The following is a 22,342-nucleotide window of genomic DNA, read 5'->3' on the forward strand; positions in this document are numbered from 1 at the left end:
GCTCTGTCTCCCCCTAGGATTGGAGGCTAGGGGGGCAAATTATACTTACGTTGAGCAACGGCTAAACTTGCTAGGGCACGTGGGTTTCGCCCGGCCCTACAATCCCCACCTTGTGACGAAACATCAGCTCACCGCCAAACCAGCCACTGGCCAGTAGTAGCACTGACACCACCAAGGACAACACTAAACCGGTTGGCAAAATATTTGTCTCTGGGTTGCCCAACCGCAGCGCAAAGTTGCCGATACTCAATACCAACACCGCCACATTGAGCCCCATGTGCAACCAGCCCGCCTGGCGTTTGCGCGCCCTAGGAATGCGAACGAAGTCAAACATACCAGTTATGGCGGCGGCGACCCCAGACAGCAAGCCCACCCCCAACAGCCAAATCGACGCCTGTGCCCAAAACTCACCCTTGGTTAGCCAATAGCCCAGATCAGTACCCGCTACGCCGCTGAGAAATGCGATGGGGAAAATTACAATAATGGGATGAATGGGATGGCCCAGAATAGCTACAGTGCTGGTAATGCCGGTGCCGTGATATTCAGTGGCGCGACTATCAATCAGTGGTGGAATATTTGGATAAGGAACGTCACTACCCTGTCGATCTTGTTGAGTTTCTTGTGTTTCCATACTGCCTCTTAGATACAAAACTATACTGTCAAAATTCAGCGATTTACTGAACCTGTGATGTTCAACACTGCTCAAAGCCAGCAGGATGTTGGCCACTTCGCTTCCTTCAGGAAAAATCTGCGGGTTGACCGGATTTAGGATCTATACGTCCCCGCTTCGGAGAAAGGCCTAGCCCCATCCCAGCGTCGCTCTTACCTATTTCGAACACGTATAGAGATCGGCCTCCGAATTTTTGAAGGCAAGAACTATTCCTTAGCCAGAATTGAATAGTATTGCTATTGTTCCTTCTGACTTGAGGTCTTCAACACGAGATATTGAAAATGCGGAATGGCTGTAAGGAAAACCCGCTCTAACAGGAGTCTAATCATTAGCACAGACTATTTCGTCTTCCCTGGGGAGTATCTGCCTATTCCTTAAGGATGAATAAGCAACAGCAGCAATGCGATACTTCAGGGGTTAGTCTAGGGGTTCTACCTTAGGGAATAAAGATGGAGGAAGAAACTGAGGTCTTGCTGGATCGCTTTGTCCTTTAAAACGCTGTAGACAGTTCTAAATAGTTAGTCTTTGAGGCTATCCCTATTTTTTCAAAGGGTCAAAGAGCTTCAACCAGGCACTCAGGCTACAACAGCTCTCTTGGCAAACGGACTCTTAAACTAACACCTTTGCTTCGTATTCTGGTAAGTCTGTGACCCAAACGCCGTCATGGACTTCGACGTCGTAATTACTGATCCATTCGTGCCAGTTGATACCTTGGGGGAAGTTTTTAACTTCGTAGTCGGCTAAATATTGATTTGAGAAATTGACGACGACAACAACACGCGAGCCTTCATCGTTCCAGCGAATGTAGGCCAGCACTTTAGATTCTGGATCATCGTAGAAAAATTCCACATTTTCAGTGCGCAGAGCATAGTTGTCTTTACGCAGGTTAATCAGACTTCGATAGTGCTGCATCAGGTCGTGGTTGCGATCGTTCTTCAGCAGTGACCAGTCAATCTTGGCTGGTTCTAGGGTTTTAGGCTGGTAGGCTCCAAACTCTTCTCCCATCCAGATTAAGGGCACACCCATAGCGGTCATCACCAAAACAGCCCCCAGTTTCGCTCGTTTAAAGGCGATTTCGTCAAAGATTTCATGATTGGCTAGCTGCACCATTAAGCGATCGTGGTCGTGGTTGCTGAGATAGTTAATAGCGTTGACAGCCCCTTGATAGCCCGATCGCTTGGCATCAACTAAATCTTTAACGGTTTCTATATCAGTTTCATCTCCCCATAGCATGGGCAGCAGTTGGTGCAGAAATCCATCGCGCCAGCAGGCATCAAGGGGGCCTTCTAAATTGGTGGCATCGGGAGATTCGGGAATGAGTTCTCCGATGTTATAAAACGGTTTAGGCTGAGCCTGCTTACTTGTCTCATCGGTGAGCTGCCCCAAAAAGTCAAAGTGACCCATTTGGCTAACGGCATCAAATCGAAAGCCGTCGATGTGATATTCCGTAATCCAAAAGTGCAGGACATCTTTGACGAATTCCTGAGCAGGGCATAGATTCAGGTTTTCGTCATAGTGATCGTAATCGAATTCTGGGCCCCAATTTTGCTCAGGATCTTTAGGCTCGCTTCGATACCAATAGTTGTAGTCAATTTTTGTCAACGGAGCTTCGGAACCCGAATGGTTAAGAATAATATCTAAAATGACTCGAATGCCACGAGCATGGCACTCATCTACTAGATGTTTGAGGTCTTCGCTGGTGCCGTAGGCCGACTCTACGGCGAAATAATGGTGTGTGTTATAACCCCAACCTTGCTCACCAGGGAATTCTTGAATCGGCATCAGCTCAATGGCATTGATTCCTAGTTCGCAGAGGTAGTCAAGCTTTTCGGTAATATGTTTAAGCTGTCCACGCAGATTGGCATCATCCTCTCCGCCAGAAAAATCGCTAGCCAAAATTTCGTAGATGATCAGATCTTCGTTTTGTGGCAGCGCTTTATCGTCATGGTGCCAAACGTAATCGTCAACTGTAGGTTCGCCATCTTTAATGCACAAGACAGCGGCTTGATTGCTCTCATCTACATGACTAGCTCTCGGATCAATGACCTCAATCCACTGATCAGGTTCTAGAAAAAAGCTTTTGGACTGAACCCGGAACTTGTAGTCGTGGCGACCATCATTTAAGTCAACTTGGGCACGAAAATAGCCGTCTTCTCCTTTCTCCATAGGGATATCCTTCCCGTTGGAGAAGGAGCCAATCAAAACCGCGTCCTTATTGTAGGGAGCAAACAGCTTAAACTCAACAGGGGCCATAACCAAACCTTTTTTTCTTAATGTGATGCTAAAGCCTCTGGTTTTTACCTATCCTTAGACAGAAATTTTCTGTGTCTCGCTTTCCTAAGATGGGAATAGGAAGATGGTATTCGGCTAGTAGCGATACATTGTTGAACTAGAGCGGTTCTAGATGGAGTGAGGTATACAACTGCTGAGTTTCAGATCCCCCAGCACCTAGTGGTTTAAGTTTCACTCTGTATAGTATCTCCTTTGATCAGAGTCCCCCTTGACAAGAGATAGATCAATCGCTAAATACTTCACCCAAGTGAAAACCGCCATAGAGCCATTCTCACCGATCGCTCTTGCCATAGCATCAAGAATAAACATCAACGCAGGCGGCGCTGCTGAATTTGGTTTATCCAGCAGCGCCTGCTTGTAACTATTATCGCCGATTACATCACTGCCAATTACTCAGCGACTTCAGACTCGGCTTCCTTCTTCTTTTCTTCCCGCTTTTTTTCTCCTTTTTCGTTGATGTTTTCAACAAATTCTGTGATGCGCTCTTCGTTCTTCTCAGCGTAAGACTTGTGCTGCTTATCAGTCATAGGATTAACCTCAGTAACTAAATTGTTGAATCATTCATTCCAGATACAGCTTATCGGCAACCCTAAGCACTACCCTCTACTCAATGAGTGATTTACATCAATTCTCTAGAAAGCATTGATCAATTCATCTGAGCACCTGAGATCAGCATTTGAAAAGGTGCGAGCGGATTGCGATCGCTAATTTAACTCAACCCTCGAAGCAACGCCTCTAGACGACATCTCACCGTTAGAATCTCCTCCTTTCTACATTTTTTGATCTCTCCAATGAGCGATGAGGCCAACTGATTGCAGCTTTTAAGATAGTGAACAATGCAGCGATTGCCAGCTTTGCAATAGCTGCTGGCTTCGCACAACAAGGAGGAAGCACAACATGGCTTCACAACATAGACGAGCGGTCGGTATTTTTTCCAGTCGTCCTAAAACAGCATCGGCTCTACAGGCTCTCAGCGACTCAGGCTTTGCTATGGGCCATGTATCGATCATCGCCAAAGACCCCGAGCGGCAAAGTGCGATCGCAGGGGTTGATGTGACGGCTGAGGCTAGCAACCAGGCCGACAAAGGGGGTGCCGTCGGTGCGGTAACAGGCGGCGTACTGGGGGGTGTTACCGGTCTACTTGTGGGTCTGGGTACGTTGGTTATCCCTGGCGTTGGCCCTGCTTTGCTGGCGGGAGAGGCTGCTGCCGTAGTATCTACCCTGATCGGCGGAGCGGCGGGAGCGGCGGCTGGCGGGTTGGCAGGTGCGTTAATTGGTTTAGGCATTCCTGAGCACAGGGCTAGGCATTATCGCGATCGCGTCGCCCGAGGCGAATACCTCGTCATGCTCAAAGATACTGAACCGGAGATTGCTCGGGCAGAACGCACCCTTAGGGCTGCGGGTATTGAAGATTGGGGTGTCTACCAGGCTCCAGCCGATACAACCTACGCCAGCAGTGGTTCTCCCAACGCCACATTTAGTGGCACTGCTGTCGGTTCTAATGGGCGAGACAATCCCTACAACCGGCCTGACAACCGGGTCGATCATCCTATGAATGAAGCCTACCCCTACGACAATTCTCACCGAGGGAAAGAGGTGCCCCAGGCGACTAAATTGCCCCACGCTTCTAACCCGTTGGAGCCTTAAAACGCTGAAACCTAGCAGCAGCGCCAAGGGTTGAACGGGGTAGCCGCAACCAAAGCTGACGTTGCTAAATCGCTGTAGTTATTGAGGAAAAAAACGTGAATTTCTTAAAGTCTATTCGTCTTGGGGTCATTGCCCTATGTTTGGGAGTCATCTTGCTAACCACCAGTGCCTGTGGTAGTGCCACTCAAACCAGCACGGCCCCTAGACTGTCGCCTGGCACTGCCTATAGTCAGCTCGAACGGGGTGATACCGCTAGTGGCGAAAGCTACGGTCGATGGGTCATGCAGACTGCAAAAGGATTAGTCAGCGATGCTTTCGTGCGCGACAACAATAAGCTTGGTGTCGTGATCTCGCCTGACGTACAGCCTCGAGAGGTGAAAACATTGGCCCAATCGCTAGTGCAAGGGTTTCACAAAAAGTTCCCCAACCGCGATGTGAGTGTCTTGGTCTATGCACCTGACAAAGAGCTAATTTTGACAGCCAAGTACGACGATACGACTCGGCAGGTTGAATACCAATAGGCGACACGTTGTGAGGGCGCAGCTAGATTGAGCTATCAGTCTTGAAAGCGCTATCCACTGCAACATTTCTGAGTTGCTTGGGGTAGAAGAGTTTTGAAAGTAGCGGCTTTTCACTGCTTTGAAAAGCTGTAAAAGCAGTCAACTTGAAAGCAAGAAAACAAAATTTTGGAGAATTATGCTATGACCAGCAGCAAAGATTATAAACGTCAAATCATGAACGACTTGGCTGGTGGCGATGTCGAAAGCATCGATGCCAAAGCCACCCAGCCCGAGCAAGAGTACGCCAACTTTGACGACTTCGCCAATCGTTCATCTCGCAGTGAGCGCCGCGAACTGTTTGGGCGTGGGTTCCACCCCGATCGCATCCCCACCAGCGAAATGGAGCCTGAACTGCGTAAGGCGATCGCTCAGATCAAGCCCCAGCAGCGAGACGACGTTGCCCGCGACCTATTCAAGCATCTCAAAGAGCGTGGTCTCAGCGATCGCGATCTAGAGAAACAGCTAGGGCTATCGACCCACCATGCTGGCCGCATGAACGAGGACGACGTCACTAAACTGGCCGCCTTCGCCTACCACAACCACCCCGATGTCTTTCAGGAAGTCCTGGCTGACCAGCCTACTATTCTCAAGTTTTTGAGCAATCCGATGGTGGGTGCGGCTGTGGGCGCGATCGCCGCCAAGTGGCTAGGCAAGCGCTAAAAACCATCACTCTGTCCTGGCAATTCTTCCCTAGCGATATCGCTGTGACTTGCCTAGGAAAAAGAGCGCAACTAGCGTGTTGTTCTAACAGGGTTCTAACGGGCTAAACCCTTAACCACCCCTCTAGACAGTCACAGAGCTGAGTTGCTAACACGACCTCATCAATCAGCTGTTAACGCTACTCATGGATGGAAGCCCACCTGCTTAAGCAGGTGGGCTACTTTTTTTAGGGGACTATTACACTCAACGCAATCAACCGCCATATCAATGTATAAGTAAACACTCTTATCGACGGATTTACTTAATTTCCAAGACAGCACTGTCAAGACAGCCTTGACAGACTTTTATACAAAGCGACATCAAAAAGAATTGGGTAGCTATAAAAATATGAAACCTATAGGATGCTACGTTTTTGAATCTGCTCTAAACCGAGGGAAAATAATGTTAAAAATTATGGACTTTGGAATTTAAGCGTTGACGTTTTTTGGGCAATGTTGCAATTATTAGGGGGCTTATGGCCCATTTGAGCCTGGTTATCAACCCGATATTTCGAGCTAAGCTGGGCTATTTGAAACTAGAGCTAACCGATTATCTGGGCCACAAATTTTGGCAAGGCTGACCATGTTAGCCATACGAAATTGCGTTGTTGGCCACGGCTATAGAGCTGCATTGCTACAAACAACTCATTACAAATGTTGGTGATTTTATGGTTTCATCTCGCCTCGCTGCGGTGCTAGCGGCAGCCACGGTTACCTGGGGAGCCACGGCTTGTGTAGCGCCATCCTCTGGCCCTGGTGTGCCACCCCTCACGGGCAGCATTTGGGAACTCCAGCAAATCCAAATGAACGATGGCACCCTGCTAACGGCAAATCCACCGCAAAACTACACGGCAGAGTTTGATGAAGATGGGCAGGTGTTTGTCAAAGCCGACTGCAACCGAGCGATCGGCCAATTTACAGAATTCGCTGACGGACGAATCACGGTTTCTCTTGGGCCAACTACCCTAGCTGCCTGTCCCGAAGGAAGCATCAGCCCTCAGTTCTTGCAGGCGATGAATAACGCCAGCTTTTTCTTTTTTCAAAACGATGATCTATTTGTTGATCTAAAGTTTGACAGCGGCACTATGCAGTTTTCAGGCACCCCTACCCCCGCCCTGGTCGGCACCCTATGGAAGCTGCAGCAAATTCAGTTCAGCGATGGCACGCTGCTGCTCGCCGATCAGCCTGAGCACTACACCGCTGAATTTTTAGCCGATGGCACGCTGCTGGTGCGGGCCGACTGCAACCGAGGCCGGGCCAATTTCACAACCACCAGCGATCGCACCCTTCAAGTCTCGCCCATTGCAACCACCAGGGCTGCCTGCCCTGAGGGGTCAATCGGCAACGAATTTGTGCAAGCTCTAGGGAACTCTGGCACCTACTTTTTCCAAGACGGCAATCTATTCGTAGACCTAGCCTTTGACAGCGGCACTATCCAATTTTCCGCCGAATAGTAGTCAGTATCCAAACTCGGCTTTAAAAAACAGGGGGTTACTCGAGCCCCCTATTTTGTAGCATCTACTTATGTATAGGCCGCCCCCTTGGAGGGTCTGGGTATCGAGAGCGCTGAGCTAAGAACTGGGAGCCCCCAATCCATTCGACTGGCTCTACTCTACGACAACAGCAGGCAGTTCCAAGCAGTAGCCAGCCCCATAGACGGTCTTAATAAACTTAGGATGCCGGGGATCAGGCTCTAGCTTAGTACGCAGGTGCCGCACGTGCACACGAATGGTTTCGATATCGTCGTTGGGTTCGTAGCCCCATACCTCTTGCAAAATCTGACTAGGAGACACCGTCTGGCCATGGCGCTGAAGCAGGCAGTGCAGCAGCTCAAACTCCAGGTGGGTCAGCTTAACCGTGCCGTCAAACCAAATCGCCTCATAGCGCTCAGGAATCAGCGTGAGCGGGCCGTGGTTGAGAATTTCGCTGTGTTTGGCCGCCTGGGGAATGCGATCGGTGCGGCGCAGCAGGGCGCGCACCCTGGCCAGCATTTCATCTAGCTCAAAGGGTTTGGTGAGGTAGTCGTCGGCCCCGGCATTAAAGCCATCGACCTTATCTTGGGTCTGCGACAGGGCCGTGAGCATGAGCACTGGAATATCGGCAGTGCGGCGATCGCGGCGCAGGCGCTGGCACACGGTTAGCCCGTCCACCTTGGGCAGCATCAGGTCGAGCATGATCAGGTCTGGCAGCAGCTGCACGGCCAATGCCTGGCCCTTGATACCATCTCCAGCCTGGTTGACGTCGTAGCCTGCCATTTCCAAATTGACGGAAACAAGCTCCGCGATCGCAGCATCATCATCAATGACAAGAATACGAGGCATTACCAACTAAACGTGACAACCCGAAAAACACTGACCCAGCTAGAGGCAGGCCACAAAGCTTTGAGTAGCCTAGCATTACAACGTAAAGAGCCGTGTCGGAATAATACAATTCCTCGATAAATTATAAGCAGAACCCTTAAATTTTCCTGAGTAAACTAGGCTACAGCCCCCTGAGCTTAAGGTTTCCTTTAGATTTATTACTTTAAACTTAAAGGCGACCCTGGCTCCTTCCAGCGGGTAACCCAGAAGGGTACCGACGCAGAAAAGTTACTGCCTAGGTTGACTATTGACGTAAAAACTCCCCAGGTAGGATTCGAACCTACGACCAATCGGTTAACAGCCGACCGCTCTACCACTGAGCTACTGAGGATTAACTGCGAAGCTCGCGAAGCTTATATTAACGATAAGTGTGCAACCTTGACAACCCTCCAGTGAAAAATTTTTGGTGCAACTTTAGATCAGAACGGCTGCCGGTCATTCCCTATATTGGCCTTGGGCTTCAACCTCACGCCAGATTTTCATGCTGCCATTGCGGGCCACTCATGATATAGTCAAAGACTGTGTCGAAATTGTGGTAACCATGCCCAAGCTTAAGTCTCGCAAAGCTGCCGCTAAGCGCTTTCGTCGCAGTGGCAGCGGCAAAATCATGCGTCGCAAGGCGTTCAAGAATCACATGTTGCAGCACAAAAATGCTGAACGTCGCTCTCGGTTGTCTAAGATTGCCTTAGTGTCGGAAGAAGACGCTCCCAACGTGGAGCTAATGCTGCCTTACCTCTAGGTAGGAGCTGTCAGTCTGCTAGTGGTCATTAAACTTTAATAGTTCCAAGGGTTAAACAGTCATGGCACGTGTCAAGCGCGGCAACGTAGCACGCAAGCGCCGCAACAAAATTCTCAAGCTAGCTAAAGGGTTTAGAGGGTCGCACTCTAAGCTGTTTCGCACAGCCAACCAGCAGGTGATGAAGGCGCTGCGGTACGCCTACCGCGATCGCCGCAACCGGAAGCGCGATTTTCGTCGTCTGTGGATCACCCGCATCAACGCGGCTTCTCGCATGCACGGTCTGAGCTACAGCCAGCTCATTGGCCAGCTCAAGAAAGCCAATATCGACATCAACCGCAAGATGCTGGCTCAAATGGCCGTGCTCGACCCCAATGGGTTTGCAAAAGTGGTCGAAGTCGCCAACCAATCTTAGGAATTTGCCCAGACAGTAGGGGCAGTCGTAGTTTAGACACGGCCGCACCATGGCATGGAACTGGCTTGGGTTTGGTTTAGCACTGGGGGCGCAGCTAGCTGTGCTCCCAGTTTTTGCTGCGGATCTCGACACCATTCGCGAGCGTGGGCACCTGGTGGTGGCGGTGCGCGAGGGCTGGCAACCCCTAAGCTTTCGCGATCGCGAGGGCGATCTGGTCGGGTTAGAGGTTGACCTGGCCCACGGCCTGGCGGCGGCAATTTTCGCAGATCCGGCGGCGGTTGAGTTTGTGGTGGTGGCCAACGGCGATCGCATCCCGGCAGTTCTAGAAGATCGGGCCGATGTGGCGATCGCCGGTCTCACCCTAACCCCTGGTCGCCAGCGTCTGGTGAGCTTTAGCCCCCCCTACTACCTCGATGGAGCCGCCGTACTGGTGCGCGACCCTCAGGTGCAGAGCCTAGGCGATCTCCAGCGCCAACGGCTAGGGGTGCTTCAGGGAGCCAGTACTGTGGCGGTAGTGCGCTATCTGCTGCCGCTAGCTATCCTTACCCCTCTCAGCAGCTATCAAGATGCCTTTGATCGCCTCAGCACCGGCCAAATTGACGGCTTTGCTGGCGATGTGACAGTGCTGAGCGGATGGCAGCAGGCCCACAGTGGTTATTATTTGGTGCCCAGTCTACTGTCGGCTGAACCACTGGCGATCGCCCTACCTAAGGGCACCCAGTACACGGAGTTGCGTAGCCTGGTCAACCAGACCGTTATCGATTGGCATCACAGCGGCTGGCTAGAAGAACGGACTACCTTCTGGGGGTTGCCCTAGCCATGGCAAGATAGGTTAGTTCTCAAGTGCAGATCAAGACCGCATGGAAAACAGCAACCTGCTCCTTATTTATCTGGGTATTCTGCTGGCGTTGCTGAGCGTTGCCGCCTTTTTTGTGGTGCGCCAGGTAATCAAGACCCGCCGCATCGAAAGCACTCTGGGGAGACTCCAGTCACGGTTGACCAAAGAAAAGGGTACCGCCCAGGAGTACTACGAGCTGGGCAGTCTCTTGCTCGACAAAAAGCTCTACACCCAGGCCGCCCTCTACCTCCAGCAGGCCATTAAGCAACTGGGTAACGACGAAGCCGAAAACGCCGCCGTGGTTTACAATGCCCTGGGCTACTCCTACTTTGCCCAGGACCAGTACGACCTGGCCATTCGCAACTACAAAGAAGCGCTGAAGATTTCGCCCGAGTACGTCACCGCTCTCAATAACCTAGGCCACAGCTACGAGCGCAAACAGCTCACTACCCAGGCTCTAGAGATGTACGAAGCCGCATTGGCCCTTGAGCCTAAAAATTCTACCGCCCGTCGCCGCTTCGACTCGCTCAAAAAGCGCGTTTCTCCCGCCGACAAGGCTTAGCTGGGGGGGCCAAACTTTCTTTGGCTAAGCCCTGTTCTAGGCAGGCGTTATGAAAAGGCAATTTGTAGGGTATATAAATAGGTATAGGGATCCTGCTAAAGCAGGATGTTGCACCGACACCTACCTCTTTCTGCTCTTCATTGTTTTTCAGGGAGTGGTTTATGCGCCTCGATACTGGTACCCCAATTACTCGGCTTTTCTCAGCGCTAGTGACTATTTTGGCGCTTCTGGCCTTTGGCTTCGTGGCCTGGAAGGCTTTTGATGTCTGGCGTTCTGACCCGGCAGTAGAAGGCATTCACGATATTCTGCAACCTAAGCAGTAGCGCCCCTGCCTGTCCCTTGCCTGGTAGGATGTGGAGGTTCTTTGCCCCACAGTGTTGCCATGTCGGAGTTAACCGGGCTGCCAGCGCTGCCCACCCGTGCCGATGCTGCCGTTTACCGCATCCTCGATGCCAACCTCGATCGCGCCCGTGAAGGGCTACGCGTGATCGAAGAGTGGTGCCGCTTTGGACTGAATAACTCAGCTCAAACCGAGCAGCTTAAGCACCTGCGGCAAACCCTGGCCCAGTGGCATACGCCTGAGCTGCGCCTGTGCCGCGACACCCCTGGTGACCCTGGCACCACCCTCACCCACCCCCAGGAGGCCGAGCGCACCAGTATAACAGCGGTGCTTCAGGCCAATTTTTGTCGGGTGCAAGAGGCCCTGCGAGCCTTAGAAGAATACGGCAAGCTCTACCGCGATGACCTAGCGGCAGGAGCTAAGGCGATGCGCTATCAGGTTTACGCTTTAGAGAGCGAAATTCTTGGTGCTCATCGGCTACAGCGGCTGCGCCAGGGCTTGACTTATCTGGTGACATCGCCAAACGATCGCCTCCTGCCCATCGTTGAAGCGGCATTGCAGGGGGGTATTTCCCTAGTGCAATATCGGGACAAAGATACAGACGACCACCTGCGCCTAGATCTAGCTCAAAGGCTGAAGGATCTGTGCCACCGCTATGGAGCGCTATTTCTAATTAACGATCGCGTCGATCTCGCCCTGGCTGTGGAAGCTGACGGCGTCCACCTGGGCCAAACCGATCTGCCCATCGCCACCGCCCGCCAACTGCTGAGCAGTCAGCGCATCATTGGCCGCTCCACCACTAACCCTGACGAAATGCAGCGGGCGATCGCCGAAGGCGCTGACTACATCGGCGTTGGCCCGGTGTACAGCACTCCCACAAAGCCTGACAAAGCCGCCGCTGGCCTCGACTACGTGCGCTACGCTGCCGAGCACGCCACCGTGCCCTGGTATGCGATCGGCGGCATTAATACCGAAAACTTGAGCGACGTGTTGCAGGCCGGTGCTGAGCGAGTCGCGATCGTACGAGCCATTATCGAAGCCGAAAACCCCACCCTGATTGCCCAGTACTTTGCAGCTCAAACTAATCACCGCCACAGCTTTCACGCCGTCGCCGCCCCCGTCGGCTAACGCGCTACCCAACTGATTGACCGTTCTAGATAATGGGGTTTGAGGCGCAAGGTATAGGGTCTAAGGTTGTTATAAGTCCTCAAACCCTACGCCCTGAACCCTACACCCGATACCAAACTTTCCCCATGCTCGACTCCACCCCAGACAAATTCCATCTCCTTGTCAACGGCGAATCTCAGCCCTGCGCACCTGGTACGCTGCTGCCCAGTTTTTTAGAATCATTGGGTATGAATCCTCGTTTGGTGGCAGTGGAGTACAACGGTGAAATTCTCCACCGTCAGCTATGGGACACTACCCACCTGCACCCCAACGACAGGCTAGAGATCGTCACCATTGTCGGGGGCGGTTAGGGGCTGTAGGTACGGGTTTCCGCCGTTGGTTGCCCCTGTTTTTGCCGGGCAGCCGCAGCACTTCGCGTTACATTAAAGACATAAAGCACTCCGGTTTTACGCGATGGTTAAACAACTTTTTCAACGCCTTAAGCCATTTTTGAAGCCGCTGATGGCCGTGGTCTTGGCGGTAGTTTTGGTGTTTGGCACCGCCGATGGTGCCTGGGCCGCAGCGGGTGGACGCATGGGGGGCGGCAGCTTTCGGGCTCCGGCTCCGCGTATGAGCCCCAGCCCACGCAGTTATGCGCCTAGTGGCGGTGGCGGTTACTACCCCAGCGGCGGCTTTGGCATGCCCTTCTTGTTTCCCTTCATTGGCATTGGCGGCGGATTTGGCGGGTTGTTTACGCTGCTGATCTTCATTGCGATCGCCAACGTAGTGGTGCGCGGCCTGCGGGGTGCGACCTCTGAGGATGACTACGGCACTCCTATGGGCGGCAGCAACCCGCCGGTAGCCATAGCAAAACTCCAGGTCGGCCTCCTCGCCCAAGCCCGCGAATTGCAGGATGACCTCAACCGCCTAGCGACCACCGCTGACACCGGCACGTCTCAGGGGTTGGCCAAGCTACTGCAAGAAACTACCCTGGCCCTGCTGCGCCACCCCGACTACTGGGCCTACGCTACTAGTGAAGACAAGCAAACTCGCCTGCTCAACGCCGAGCAAGAGTTTAACCGCTATACCCTTTCAGCCCGCAGTCAGTTCAGCGCCGAAACCCTGTCTAACGTCAACAACCAGCTCACCCAGGCAGAGCCCCAGGCTCTGTTGACAGGCGATACCGATCAAGCTCCTGGCGAATATATTCTCGCTACGGTGGTTGTAGCCACTCAGGGTAAGCTCGATCTGCCCAATATTTACTCCTCTGCTGACCTACGCCAGGCCCTTAGCCAGATTGGTGCGATCTCCAGCGAAAACCTGCTAGCGGTGGAAGTCCTCTGGACGCCTCAACAGTCGGGAGAAACCCTCAGCGGCGACGAGCTGATTGCCCAATACCCTGAGCTAAAGCTGATTTAGACCGCTGTTTGACTCAAAGATGCCGAAAAAAAAGCCCTTTGGTAACCAAAGGGCTTTTTTGTAGAAGGGCTATGACCCTATCGCTGAAACCAGTTTTGAAGCAGTTCAGGCGATCGCCACAGCAAATACCCCGCAAGGCCAAACGTAGCCGTAATCAATCCTGTGGCCACGTAGCCTAAAATCATCATCACCCCATCGGCTTCGAGGGTGGCCACCACAAAGATCAAAATGCCCACCGTGGGGATGGGATTGGTAAAGGGGATCGGACTCATCAACAGCAGCGTTAGCCAGCTAATGCACAACCCGTTGATGTGCCAAATCGAAGGGTTGTTGGCCAGCCCCGGCAGGCGGGGTCGCACAAACCGCTCGGTGACTCGCGTTACCCGTTTGAGGTTGCTCAGCACGGTTTTAGCCAGCACTGAGGGAAACTGAAATCGGGCCACTCGTCGGGGCAGCCAGGGCGATCGTCGCCCCACCGCCATCTGCAGCGACAGCAGCAGACAGGCTGACCCCAAAATGGTGGTAAACCCCGGCGGCATCGGGAACAAAAACGGCAGCACCAGTAGCCCAATCACCAGGCTAAAGCCCCGCTCGGCGGTTTCGTTGAGCACGTGGGAGAGGGTCAGCGGCTGCTCGGCTATGCGCTCTAGCAAGGCCTTGATTTCCTGGGAAAAGCGGGGTTGAGGAGAATCAGAATCCATAGGGGTGAGGAAATTGGGTGGGATTAAAGCACATGTTTAGACCCGTTGGGCAGACCCGGCTGCTTGCGCCGTAGCGACAGTTGAATGACCAGTTTTTCGATTTCTAGCCAGGCAAACATGAGAGCGCTAAAGCCGAAGCAAATGGTCAGTTCTGAGGCTGACAGGGGATGAAGGCCGAAAAATTGCGCCAGGACTGGAACGTACAGTAACAACACTTGCAGGCCAGTAGTGAGTAAAACCGCACCCCATATGTAAGGATTCGACAAAGGATTGAGCTGAGCTGTTAAGCGGGTGTCTGAGCGAGCCGCCAAGGCATGGCCCATTTGGGCCAGGCAGAGGGTTGTGAAAACCATGGTTTTCCAGGTGTCGGGATCACCGGGGTAGCCAGGGGCGTTGGTATAGCGATAGGCCCAGCCCATCAGGCCAATCGTCAGCACTGCTAGCACGATGCCCACCCGCACCATGTAGGAACCCAGCCCACGGGCAAAAATACTCTCGCGCGGATTGTGGGGCGGACGCTCCATCACGTCGGGTTCGGCAGGTTCCATGGCCAAAGCCAGGGCGGGCACGCCGTCGGTCACCAGGTTCATCCACAAAATTTGCAGGGGCGAAAGGGGCACGCCACCCAGACCCATGATCGGGGCGGCGGCAATGGTGAGCACCTCGCCAATGTTGCTGCCCAGAATGTATTTGATGAAGCGGCGAATGTTGTCGTAGACGACTCGGCCCTCTTCGGTGGCCGCCACAATGGTGGCAAAGTTGTCGTCGAGCAGCACCATGTCGCTGGCTTCTTTGCTGACGTCGGTGCCGGTGATGCCCATGGCAATGCCAATGTCGGCCTGCTTAAGGGCGGGGGCATCGTTGACGCCGTCGCCCGTCATGGCGACAAATTCGCCCTGTTTTTGTAGCGCCTGCACGATGCGCAGCTTGTGCTCTGGGGCCACGCGAGCGTAGACGCTGACGTGGGGAACGGTTTGCTCTAGTTCCTCTGAGGAAAGGTGGCTCAGCTCGCGCCCAGTCAGAATAGTGTCGCCGGGTTGGGCAATGCCAAGGGTTTCGGCGATCGCCTTAGCGGTCAGCGGATGATCCCCCGTAATCATCACTGGGCGAATGCCCGCTCGCCGACAGTCAATTACGGCAGCACGCACTTCGGGGCGAGGGGCATCAAGCATGCCTACCAGGCCCAGCCAGACCAGGTTTTGCTCTTCGGGCTCCAGGTTGCCGTTAGGATTGGCGACGTTTGTGGGCTTCATGGCAAAGCCCAGCACCCGCAGGCCACTGGAGGCCATGGCGTCGTTGTGGGCCAGAATGGCCCGCCGCTGAGCCTCGGTAAGCAGCACCGGCTGCCCCTCGCCCTGGCTGGTGCTACAGCGTTCTAGTACCAGCTCGGCGGAGCCTTTGGTGAACATCACCTGGGGAGCCAGGGGCCAGGCGGCATCGCCATGGGCCTGCACGACGACGCTCATGCGCTTGCGCTCTGAGGTAAAGGGCACTTCGCCAATGCGATCGCACTCTTGACCCAGCTTTGCTTGATCAAAGCCCCCTTTGCCCGCTACGGCCAGCAGGGCTCCTTCGGTGGGGTCACCCAGCAAAGTCCAAATGCTGCCCGACTGATTGAGGGTAGCGTCGTTGCACAGGGCGCAGGCCATTAACAAGGCCTGGAGGGCTGGGTCGGCCTGGGGGGCGATCGCCGCCCCATTTTCCAAAAGGTTGCCTACCGGAGCGTAACCTTCGCCGGTGGCCTCGTACTGGTGGGCCACAGTCTTGACCTGCTGCACCACCATTTTGTTTTGGGTCAGGGTGCCGGTTTTGTCAGAGCAGATGGTGGTGACCGAGCCCAGAGTTTCTACCGCTGGTAGTTTGCGAATTAGGGCGTGGCGTTTCACCATGCGCTGGGTGCCCAGGGCCAGGGTGACGGTGATCACAGCGGGGAGTCCTTCAGGAACTACAGCGACCGCCATGCTGAGGGAGACTTCTAAGAGCTCGTCGAACAGGCTGAGGTCACCCGTGCGCAACAAGCCCGCCACGACCACTAGGGCGACGAGCACTAGGGAGCCGGTCACCAGCACATTGCCTAGCTGCGCCATGCGCTGCTGGAGGGGCGTAGGCTCAGACTCAACCGACTGGATCAGGGTAGCAATGCGGCCCAGCTCGGTGGTCATCCCCGTTTGGGTGACCAGCACGGTGCCGCGTCCTTGCAGCACTTCGGTGCCTTGGTAGACCAGATTGAGGCGATCGCCCAGGGCAGACTCTTCCTCTAGCAGCAGCTCTGGCTGCTTGATCACCGCCTCGGCTTCGCCCGTCAGGGCGGCTTCGCGCACCTGCAAATTGGCGGCACTGAGCAGACGGCCATCGGCGGGCACCTGCACCCCCGCCTCTAGCAGCACCACATCACCCGGCACCAGGGCTTTAGCGTCAATTTCCTGCTCTTGACCCTGGCGAATAGTGCGCACCCGAGGGGAGGTCATGTTTTTGAGGGCGGCCAGGGCTTTTTCGGCCTTACTCTCTTGCAGGTAGCCCAAAATGCCGTTTAGCAGCACAATGGCAAAGATCGCGATCGCGTCTTTGGGAAAGCCACCCTCGCGCAGATCGAGCACCAGCGACACCAGGGCCACGGCGATCAGCATCAGCAGCATGATATTTTTGAACTGATCCCACAAAATTTCCCAGGGACTGCGGGTGGCTCCTTCTTGAAGTTCATTGGGGCCATAGATCTGCTGCCGCTGCTCGGCTTCACTGGGGCTTAGCCCTTCGGGGCTGCTCTCTAACAGCGCGATCGCCCGCTCGGGGCTGAGGGTGTGCCATTGGTTAGACGCGGGGCGCGGCAGATCGCCCACGCCAGAGCTAGAACGTGTACTGTGAACCACAGGTGCTATTTAACCTCCAGAGCGTGGATGCCACTATTTAATAGTGCATAGACAACCTTTATAGCACTAAAAAATAGTGCAGACGCAAAATTTAATGCTTAGCTCCGTTGTGCCTCAGTCGCTAATTTTCCGTGAAAACGAGATGCAGCAGGTCTGCACCCTGCTCCGCCAGGATAGTGACTTTGTCATTGCTGGTGTGCCGGGCATTGGGAGGCGGACGCTGATTTGGAATGCTGCCCAGCAAGTTGGTGCTCGCTGTCTAGAAATTGACTTTCTGCGCTGTCGCAATGCGGGCCAGTTTCTCCGCTTTTTAGCTGATGGCTTGATCGACACTTTTGGGGCACCGCAAGAAATCGCCAAAATTCAGCAGTGGAGCCTAGAGCAGCCGCTGACGCTCGATCAGGGTCTGGCTGCCCAAGCGCAGCTGGTCTGGCCGAAAACCTCTAGTAAAGAGTGGCCTTTGTTTGAAGGGTTGCTGGCGCTGCCGCAGCACCTGGCAGAGTGGCTAAACTGCCAGGTGGTCATTGTGTTTCACAACTTTCCGCATATTCGCTCGTGGGATCGCCAGGGCAAGTGGGAGAGCCATTTGCGCCAGGAGATTGAGCGCCAGAGCCGAGTGAGCTATGCCCTGGTGGCCACGGTGGCCGAACCCTGGATGATGGCCAGCCAGCTACCGGTGATATCCCTAACGCCCCTCAGCGATCGCGACCTGCAACCCTGGGTGATTAGCACTATGGCCACGGCAGGCCTCAAGTTTGACCCCGACAGCCAGGCCCTAGAGCTATTTCTCAGCTACGCCCAGGGCCACATGAAAGATGCCATTACCCTGGCCCAGCGCCTGTGGCTAAACTGCAATGCGATCGCCTCACCCACCCCAGAGCTGATTCAGGCGCATCAGGTACACAGCACCATGCTGGGCCTAGCGCAGGATATGGCGGTTGTCTTTGAAGCCCTGCTGCTATTGCTGCCCCCCACCCAGGCTCGTGTGCTCGAAAGCCTGGCCCTCGACCCTACCGACAGCCCCCAGTCCAACGCCTACATTAAGAAACACCAGCTCTCGCGGGGCGGCGGTTTGCAGGGGGCGCTCACCAGCCTGGAGCAAAAGGGCTTGATCTATGGCCCCCAGTTTGGCTACCGGATTGCGCTGCCGCTGCTCGATTTTTGGCTCAAACAACGGTTGCGGTAGCTAGCCATTTAATTAACTTAAAGATTTTCTGCGGCGGGCACCAGTTCAAAACAGCCTGATACCGAGGCGGGAATGGTGCGGGGGCGATGACTAACTGCATCGACAAACACCCAGTCGGTCGCGCCCGTTGCCAGCACGGTGTCATCGCTAAGACGCAAAAATTTGTACTGGCGTGTGCTGCGTGCCTTGCGCAGGGTAGTGATCCAGGTGGTGAGGCGCAGGCGATCGCCCCCAAAGGCCGGGCGCAGGTAGGTGATTTGGTGCGATCGCGCTACCCAAGTAGCCCCCAAAGCCTGGGTTTCGGCGGTGCAGCCGACGCTGGTGGCGTGGGCCACGGCGACATCCTGCATCCACTGCACGTAGGCGACGTTGTTGACATGGCCGTTGCGATCGATCGCCTCAAGCGGCACAACAAACTCGTGGTGGTAGAAGGCTTTCATGGGATAACCGATCAACAATAGCTAGCGAGTCTCAGCAATGGCGGGGGAAGGCGGGGGCGATCGCACTCCATATACCCCCGTCATAATAGAGCCAGCGCTATTTGTAACCTTGCTTTTCTATGGCGAAACTCTGGCCCTACGCCACCCCCGGCATTCCCGACCACCTGTTTGAGCAGCTGCCCGGCATACCCCTTAGCAGTCGAGAGGTGCGGCTGCTGCTGCTGGGCTACCTGCGGCTCAAGCCCAAAGATGTGCTGTGGGATATTGGCGCAGGCACCGGCACCCTGGCGATCGAGGCCGCACTGATGATCCCGGGTGGCAAGGTGGTGGCCGTCGAGCGCGACGAGGATGTGGCCGATTTGATTCGGCGCAACTGCGATCGCTTTAGCCTCACCAACGTGCAGGTGATTCAGGGCAGCGCCCCCGGCTGCCTGAGCGAGTTACCCCACCACCCCGACTGCATTTTTGTCGAAGGTGGGCGCAACCTCAAAGAGATTTTGCTGGCCGCCTGGGACTACCTGCCGTCGCTGGGGCGAGTGGTGGTGACGGCGGGCAACCTCGAAACCCTCTACGTGGTATCTGAAACCTTTGCCCACCTGCGGGTGCGCAACATCGAGGCGGCTCAGCCCGCTGTTAACCGCCTAGAGACCAAAGGCAACTACCAGGTGTTTACGGCGGTAGACCCGATCTTCATTCTCAGCGGCGAAAAATATGAATGATGGTAAGGCCCGGAAGGTTCCCCCAGCGTTGAATTCTTTAGAGCGATTTCGAGGCTGTCTACTAGGGCTGGCCGTCGGTGACGCTGTCGGCACCACGGTCGAGTTTCAGCGTCGTGGGTCGTTTGCACCCGTAACAGATCTGGTTGGCGGTGGCCCCTTCAACCTCAAGCCCGGCCAATGGACAGACGACACCTCGATGGCGCTGTGTCTGGCGACTAGCCTAGTCGAAGTCGGTGCCTTTGATGCCGCTGACCAAATGAATCGCTACTGCAACTGGCGCGATGACGGTTATCTAAGCAGCACTGGCAACTGTTTTGATATTGGCAACACCGTCAGTCAAGCGCTGTCTGAATACAAAGTTTTCGGCAATCCGTTCAGTGGTTCTACCCATCCCCGCTCTGCTGGAAATGGCTGCCTGATGAGGCTCGCTCCCATCCCCATGTTTTATTTTCCCGATCGCGATCGCGCCATTCAGTTTTCAGGCCAGAGTGCCCGCACAACCCATGGGGCAGAAGAATGCATCAATGCCAGTCGTCTGTTTGGAAACATGCTGTTTCGATCGCTCTCAGGCGCTAGCAAAACCGCAATTCTCTTTGACAATGATCTAGAGACAATTGCATCTCCCGCCATTCAAGCTATCGCCGATGGAAAATATCAAAGTAAGCGAGTCAGTGATATTCGGGGCACAGGGTATGTTGTAGACAGCTTAGAAGCGGCACTGTGGTGTTTTTTGACAACGGAAAGCTACGAACAAGCCATTCTTGCGGCAGCCAACCTTGGTGATGATGCCGACACAACCGCCGCTATTTGTGGTCAAGTAGCTGGAGCTTATTATGGAGAATCAGGCATACCAATGTCTTGGCTTGAACGGCTTGCCATGCGTGATCGCATTACTGAGCTTGCCGATCGGTTGCATACTGCCACGCCATAACGCCCCTTCATACCAACCTATGCTCTGTATCCCCCCTCTTAGAAAGACAGAGGGGGGATAATTTGGCCTATCTTACAAGCATGTAAAAACGCTAAACCTACGCTTCCAACACGCGGTGGATGCGGCGCTCTAGCTGATCGAGATCAAGCCCGCCTTCGTCGCGGCTAATGCGGCGCACCGTCGAGTTGACCTTCGACAAGTCCTCCAGCAGGTCGGTCAAGATTTCCTGCTGCTGCCGCGACTGAATCACCTCACGCGGCTCCTGCACCAGGTCGCGCACGATGGTGTCTTCTGCCCGCGAGGCCACCACCGGGTCAGTGTGCCCCTCTAAATACACAAACGTCCGCCGTCCAGGGCCGCGCTCCTCCTCGACTGGTTGCAGCGAGGTCACCTGATCCGATCGCACATATTTGCCAAACCCTAGATGTACCAATACCGATGATTGAATCTTCATACTGCGTATTACGTCTACTACCGCTATATTCCCTATGATAAAGACTTTTCAGAATCGCTAGAAGCAAAGCCAGGAGAGGATTATACGGTATTTCAAGTAGGGGTTTACGCAACGTTTTTACAGGTGGAGAAATTGACTTTTTCAATGCAGCATCCCAGTCGTTATGTGTGGGACTTTTGGTATCACTTTGACCCGGCAGCCAAGCTCTTTCATGTTTTTTATTTAAATGCCGATCGCGCTCTAGTTTCGTCAGAACAACAACACTACGCCTCTTGCGTGGGCCACGCCACTACGCCAGATTTTGTTGCGATCGACTGGGGCGACGAGAGCAATTTTGACGTGCTAAAACCTCCTCCAAGGCATTGGGCAAATACCTGTCTCTGGAGCGGCGACATTATCAAAGCTAAAAATAGCTATCTCATGTTTTATACTTCTCGGGATCGTCGTCAAGACGACGGCATGACCCAGAGCATCGGCGTGGCTTACACCAGCGATTTGTTTTCTAATCGATGGCATTTTTTTGACACCCAGATAAAGCCAAAGTTTTTTTATCAAACCCAAGGCATTGCCGACGATCTGACCATTCACGCTTGGCGAGATCCCTTTTTGTTTCGGCACCGAGCCAGCCGCCAAATCTTTATGCTGGTGTCAGCCAAGGCGTTGAATGGCCCAATAGGCAGGCGTGGCGTCGTTGCTCTTTTGCAAGTGGCTGACGACAACTTTGCCCAGGCCGTGCGCGGTGACAGGGAGTGGCAATATTTCTCACCCCTATTAGACCCCGGCCATTACTCTGAAATGGAAGTACCACAGCTCTATCAACGGGCTGAAGGTAGCTATGAGCTGGTGTTTTCATGCTGGGCAAAGTACGATTTTTCACCGGTTACCGGCGGGGTAGGTGGATTCCAGGGCATCACGGCTCCCCAACTTTGGCCGGAGGAGCACGATGACCAAAGACAGTCCCGAGAGGGCGTTGGCTCAGCCTCTCCAAGGGAAAATCGCAGTCCACTGCCCCTGCGCAGCCAAACTATCCGGGTGCTCGCCCCAGAGACCCAGGGCCTCTATGCCTGTCGGGTTGTGCCTGAACTGAGCGGCGAAATCATTGGCTTTGACATTCAAACGGGCGGCATCCGCCGGAGCGGTATTCAAACTAATCTGGCCTCAATGGATCGTGACTTTTCTGATTTGGCGATTTGAACTGGGCTAACGCCTTGGGCTGGCTAATAGGAAGAACGCTGCCCGTAGGGTTTTCCACCCCTGCTTTCAACCTTGCTCAGCCAGCCGCAGCAATTTTCTAGGCCAGTCCTAAAACGCCTCGCCAATTGCTGCGTTCAGAAACGGTTCGTAGTGTTCGTCACTGATATATATCAATGAATATATATGCCGCCCCATCTATCGCCACG

At 54.2% G+C, this 22,342-nt stretch carries 24 protein-coding genes and 1 tRNA gene; 16 read left to right on the forward strand and 9 right to left on the reverse strand.

What is annotated here, in order from left to right:
- Nucleotides 1-70: 70 nt before the first annotated feature.
- From H6G07_RS17490 to H6G07_RS17500, 3 genes are all read right to left on the reverse strand, one after another.
- Entirely contained in the window at nt 71-631 is a 561-nt protein-coding gene (locus H6G07_RS17490) for a DUF2231 domain-containing protein (RefSeq protein WP_073609253.1), read from the reverse strand.
- Between the two features lie 648 nt (nt 632-1,279).
- The gene (locus H6G07_RS17495) at nt 1,280-2,923 is read right to left on the reverse strand and encodes an alpha-amylase family glycosyl hydrolase (RefSeq protein WP_073609254.1); all 1,644 of its coding nucleotides are present in this window, start codon (nt 2,921-2,923) and stop codon (nt 1,280-1,282) included.
- Nucleotides 2,924-3,351: 428 nt separating this feature from the next.
- Nucleotides 3,352-3,489, reverse strand: coding sequence for a hypothetical protein (locus tag H6G07_RS17500; protein WP_171973037.1), 138 nt, complete (start codon nt 3,487-3,489; stop codon nt 3,352-3,354).
- A 370-nt stretch (nt 3,490-3,859) separates the two neighbouring features.
- Here H6G07_RS17500 and H6G07_RS17505 point away from each other — a divergent pair, with 370 nt between their 5' ends.
- The 4 genes from H6G07_RS17505 (at nt 3,860) to H6G07_RS17520 (ending at nt 7,321) form a co-directional block, all read left to right on the forward strand.
- Nucleotides 3,860-4,609 carry a general stress protein gene (locus H6G07_RS17505; RefSeq protein WP_190740746.1) on the forward strand — a complete coding sequence of 250 codons (750 nt, stop codon included), beginning with the start codon at nt 3,860-3,862 and terminating at the stop codon, nt 4,607-4,609.
- Between the two features lie 95 nt (nt 4,610-4,704).
- Entirely contained in the window at nt 4,705-5,130 is a 426-nt protein-coding gene (locus tag H6G07_RS17510; protein ID WP_073609255.1) for a hypothetical protein, read from the forward strand.
- A 180-nt stretch (nt 5,131-5,310) separates the two neighbouring features.
- Nucleotides 5,311-5,829, forward strand: a complete 519-nt coding sequence (locus tag H6G07_RS17515) for a hypothetical protein (protein WP_073609256.1) — start codon at nt 5,311-5,313, stop codon at nt 5,827-5,829.
- 706 nt (nt 5,830-6,535) lie between these two features.
- Nucleotides 6,536-7,321 carry an META domain-containing protein gene (locus tag H6G07_RS17520; protein ID WP_139297082.1) on the forward strand — a complete coding sequence of 262 codons (786 nt, stop codon included), beginning with the start codon at nt 6,536-6,538 and terminating at the stop codon, nt 7,319-7,321.
- 153 nt (nt 7,322-7,474) lie between these two features.
- Here H6G07_RS17520 and rpaA read toward each other — a convergent pair whose 3' ends face one another.
- Both rpaA and H6G07_RS17530 read right to left on the reverse strand, forming a co-directional pair.
- On the reverse strand, nt 7,475-8,188 hold the full coding sequence (rpaA, locus tag H6G07_RS17525) for a two component system response regulator RpaA (protein ID WP_073609258.1): 714 nt from the start codon (nt 8,186-8,188) through the stop codon (nt 7,475-7,477).
- Between the two features lie 298 nt (nt 8,189-8,486).
- Nucleotides 8,487-8,558: transfer RNA gene (locus H6G07_RS17530), tRNA-Asn, on the reverse strand.
- 210 nt (nt 8,559-8,768) lie between these two features.
- Here H6G07_RS17530 and rpmI point away from each other — a divergent pair.
- The 8 genes from rpmI (at nt 8,769) to H6G07_RS17570 (ending at nt 13,644) form a co-directional block, all read left to right on the forward strand.
- A complete protein-coding gene (gene rpmI, locus H6G07_RS17535; RefSeq protein WP_073609358.1) occupies nt 8,769-8,966 on the forward strand; it encodes a 50S ribosomal protein L35 in 198 nt (65 codons plus the stop codon).
- Nucleotides 8,967-9,027: 61 nt separating this feature from the next.
- Nucleotides 9,028-9,378 (forward strand): 50S ribosomal protein L20, encoded by a 351-nt coding sequence (gene rplT, locus H6G07_RS17540; protein WP_073609259.1) that lies wholly within the window; start codon nt 9,028-9,030, stop codon nt 9,376-9,378.
- A gap of 49 nt (nt 9,379-9,427) precedes the next feature.
- Complete coding sequence (locus H6G07_RS17545; protein ID WP_073609260.1) at nt 9,428-10,195, forward strand: transporter substrate-binding domain-containing protein; 768 nt, start codon at nt 9,428-9,430, stop codon at nt 10,193-10,195.
- A 43-nt stretch (nt 10,196-10,238) separates the two neighbouring features.
- Entirely contained in the window at nt 10,239-10,778 is a 540-nt protein-coding gene (locus H6G07_RS17550) for a tetratricopeptide repeat protein (protein WP_073609261.1), read from the forward strand.
- A 161-nt stretch (nt 10,779-10,939) separates the two neighbouring features.
- Nucleotides 10,940-11,101, forward strand: a complete 162-nt coding sequence (locus H6G07_RS17555; RefSeq protein ID WP_171973038.1) for a hypothetical protein — start codon at nt 10,940-10,942, stop codon at nt 11,099-11,101.
- A 59-nt stretch (nt 11,102-11,160) separates the two neighbouring features.
- A complete protein-coding gene (locus tag H6G07_RS17560; RefSeq protein ID WP_073609262.1) occupies nt 11,161-12,246 on the forward strand; it encodes a thiamine phosphate synthase in 1,086 nt (361 codons plus the stop codon).
- 125 nt (nt 12,247-12,371) lie between these two features.
- Complete coding sequence (thiS, locus tag H6G07_RS17565) at nt 12,372-12,596, forward strand: sulfur carrier protein ThiS (RefSeq protein WP_073609359.1); 225 nt, start codon at nt 12,372-12,374, stop codon at nt 12,594-12,596.
- A gap of 103 nt (nt 12,597-12,699) precedes the next feature.
- Nucleotides 12,700-13,644, forward strand: a complete 945-nt coding sequence (locus H6G07_RS17570; protein WP_073609263.1) for a DUF1517 domain-containing protein — start codon at nt 12,700-12,702, stop codon at nt 13,642-13,644.
- Between the two features lie 77 nt (nt 13,645-13,721).
- On the opposite strand, the gene H6G07_RS17575 is transcribed toward H6G07_RS17570, so the two are convergent.
- Entirely contained in the window at nt 13,722-14,345 is a 624-nt protein-coding gene (locus tag H6G07_RS17575; RefSeq protein ID WP_073609264.1) for an exopolysaccharide biosynthesis protein, read from the reverse strand.
- Nucleotides 14,346-14,368: 23 nt separating this feature from the next.
- Entirely contained in the window at nt 14,369-17,212 is a 2,844-nt protein-coding gene (locus H6G07_RS17580) for a cation-translocating P-type ATPase (RefSeq protein WP_084173259.1), read from the reverse strand.
- Nucleotides 17,213-17,306: 94 nt separating this feature from the next.
- On the opposite strand from H6G07_RS17580, the gene H6G07_RS17585 reads away from it, so the two are divergent.
- The gene (locus H6G07_RS17585; protein WP_073609266.1) at nt 17,307-18,398 is read left to right on the forward strand and encodes an ATP-binding protein; all 1,092 of its coding nucleotides are present in this window, start codon (nt 17,307-17,309) and stop codon (nt 18,396-18,398) included.
- A gap of 17 nt (nt 18,399-18,415) precedes the next feature.
- Here the strand turns inward: H6G07_RS17585 and H6G07_RS17590 are convergent, their stop codons facing one another.
- Nucleotides 18,416-18,838: an acyl-CoA thioesterase gene (locus H6G07_RS17590; RefSeq protein ID WP_073609267.1), complete on the reverse strand. Its 423-nt coding sequence runs from the start codon at nt 18,836-18,838 to the stop codon at nt 18,416-18,418.
- 119 nt (nt 18,839-18,957) lie between these two features.
- Here H6G07_RS17590 and cbiT point away from each other — a divergent pair, with 119 nt between their 5' ends.
- Complete coding sequence (gene cbiT / locus H6G07_RS17595) at nt 18,958-19,557, forward strand: precorrin-6Y C5,15-methyltransferase subunit CbiT (RefSeq protein WP_073609268.1); 600 nt, start codon at nt 18,958-18,960, stop codon at nt 19,555-19,557.
- A 28-nt stretch (nt 19,558-19,585) separates the two neighbouring features.
- The gene (locus H6G07_RS17600; RefSeq protein WP_073609360.1) at nt 19,586-20,488 is read left to right on the forward strand and encodes an ADP-ribosylglycohydrolase family protein; all 903 of its coding nucleotides are present in this window, start codon (nt 19,586-19,588) and stop codon (nt 20,486-20,488) included.
- 97 nt (nt 20,489-20,585) lie between these two features.
- On the opposite strand, the gene H6G07_RS17605 is transcribed toward H6G07_RS17600, so the two are convergent.
- A complete protein-coding gene (locus tag H6G07_RS17605; RefSeq protein ID WP_073609269.1) occupies nt 20,586-20,942 on the reverse strand; it encodes a hypothetical protein in 357 nt (118 codons plus the stop codon).
- 132 nt (nt 20,943-21,074) lie between these two features.
- Between H6G07_RS17605 and H6G07_RS17610 the strand changes: the two genes are divergently transcribed.
- The gene (locus H6G07_RS17610; protein ID WP_199312198.1) at nt 21,075-22,136 is read left to right on the forward strand and encodes a glycoside hydrolase family protein; all 1,062 of its coding nucleotides are present in this window, start codon (nt 21,075-21,077) and stop codon (nt 22,134-22,136) included.
- The last annotated feature ends 206 nt before the right edge of the window (nt 22,137-22,342 follow it).

This window comes from Phormidium tenue FACHB-1052, assembly GCF_014696675.1.
GTDB lineage: Bacteria > Cyanobacteriota > Cyanobacteriia > Phormidesmidales > Phormidesmidaceae > Nodosilinea > Nodosilinea tenuis_A.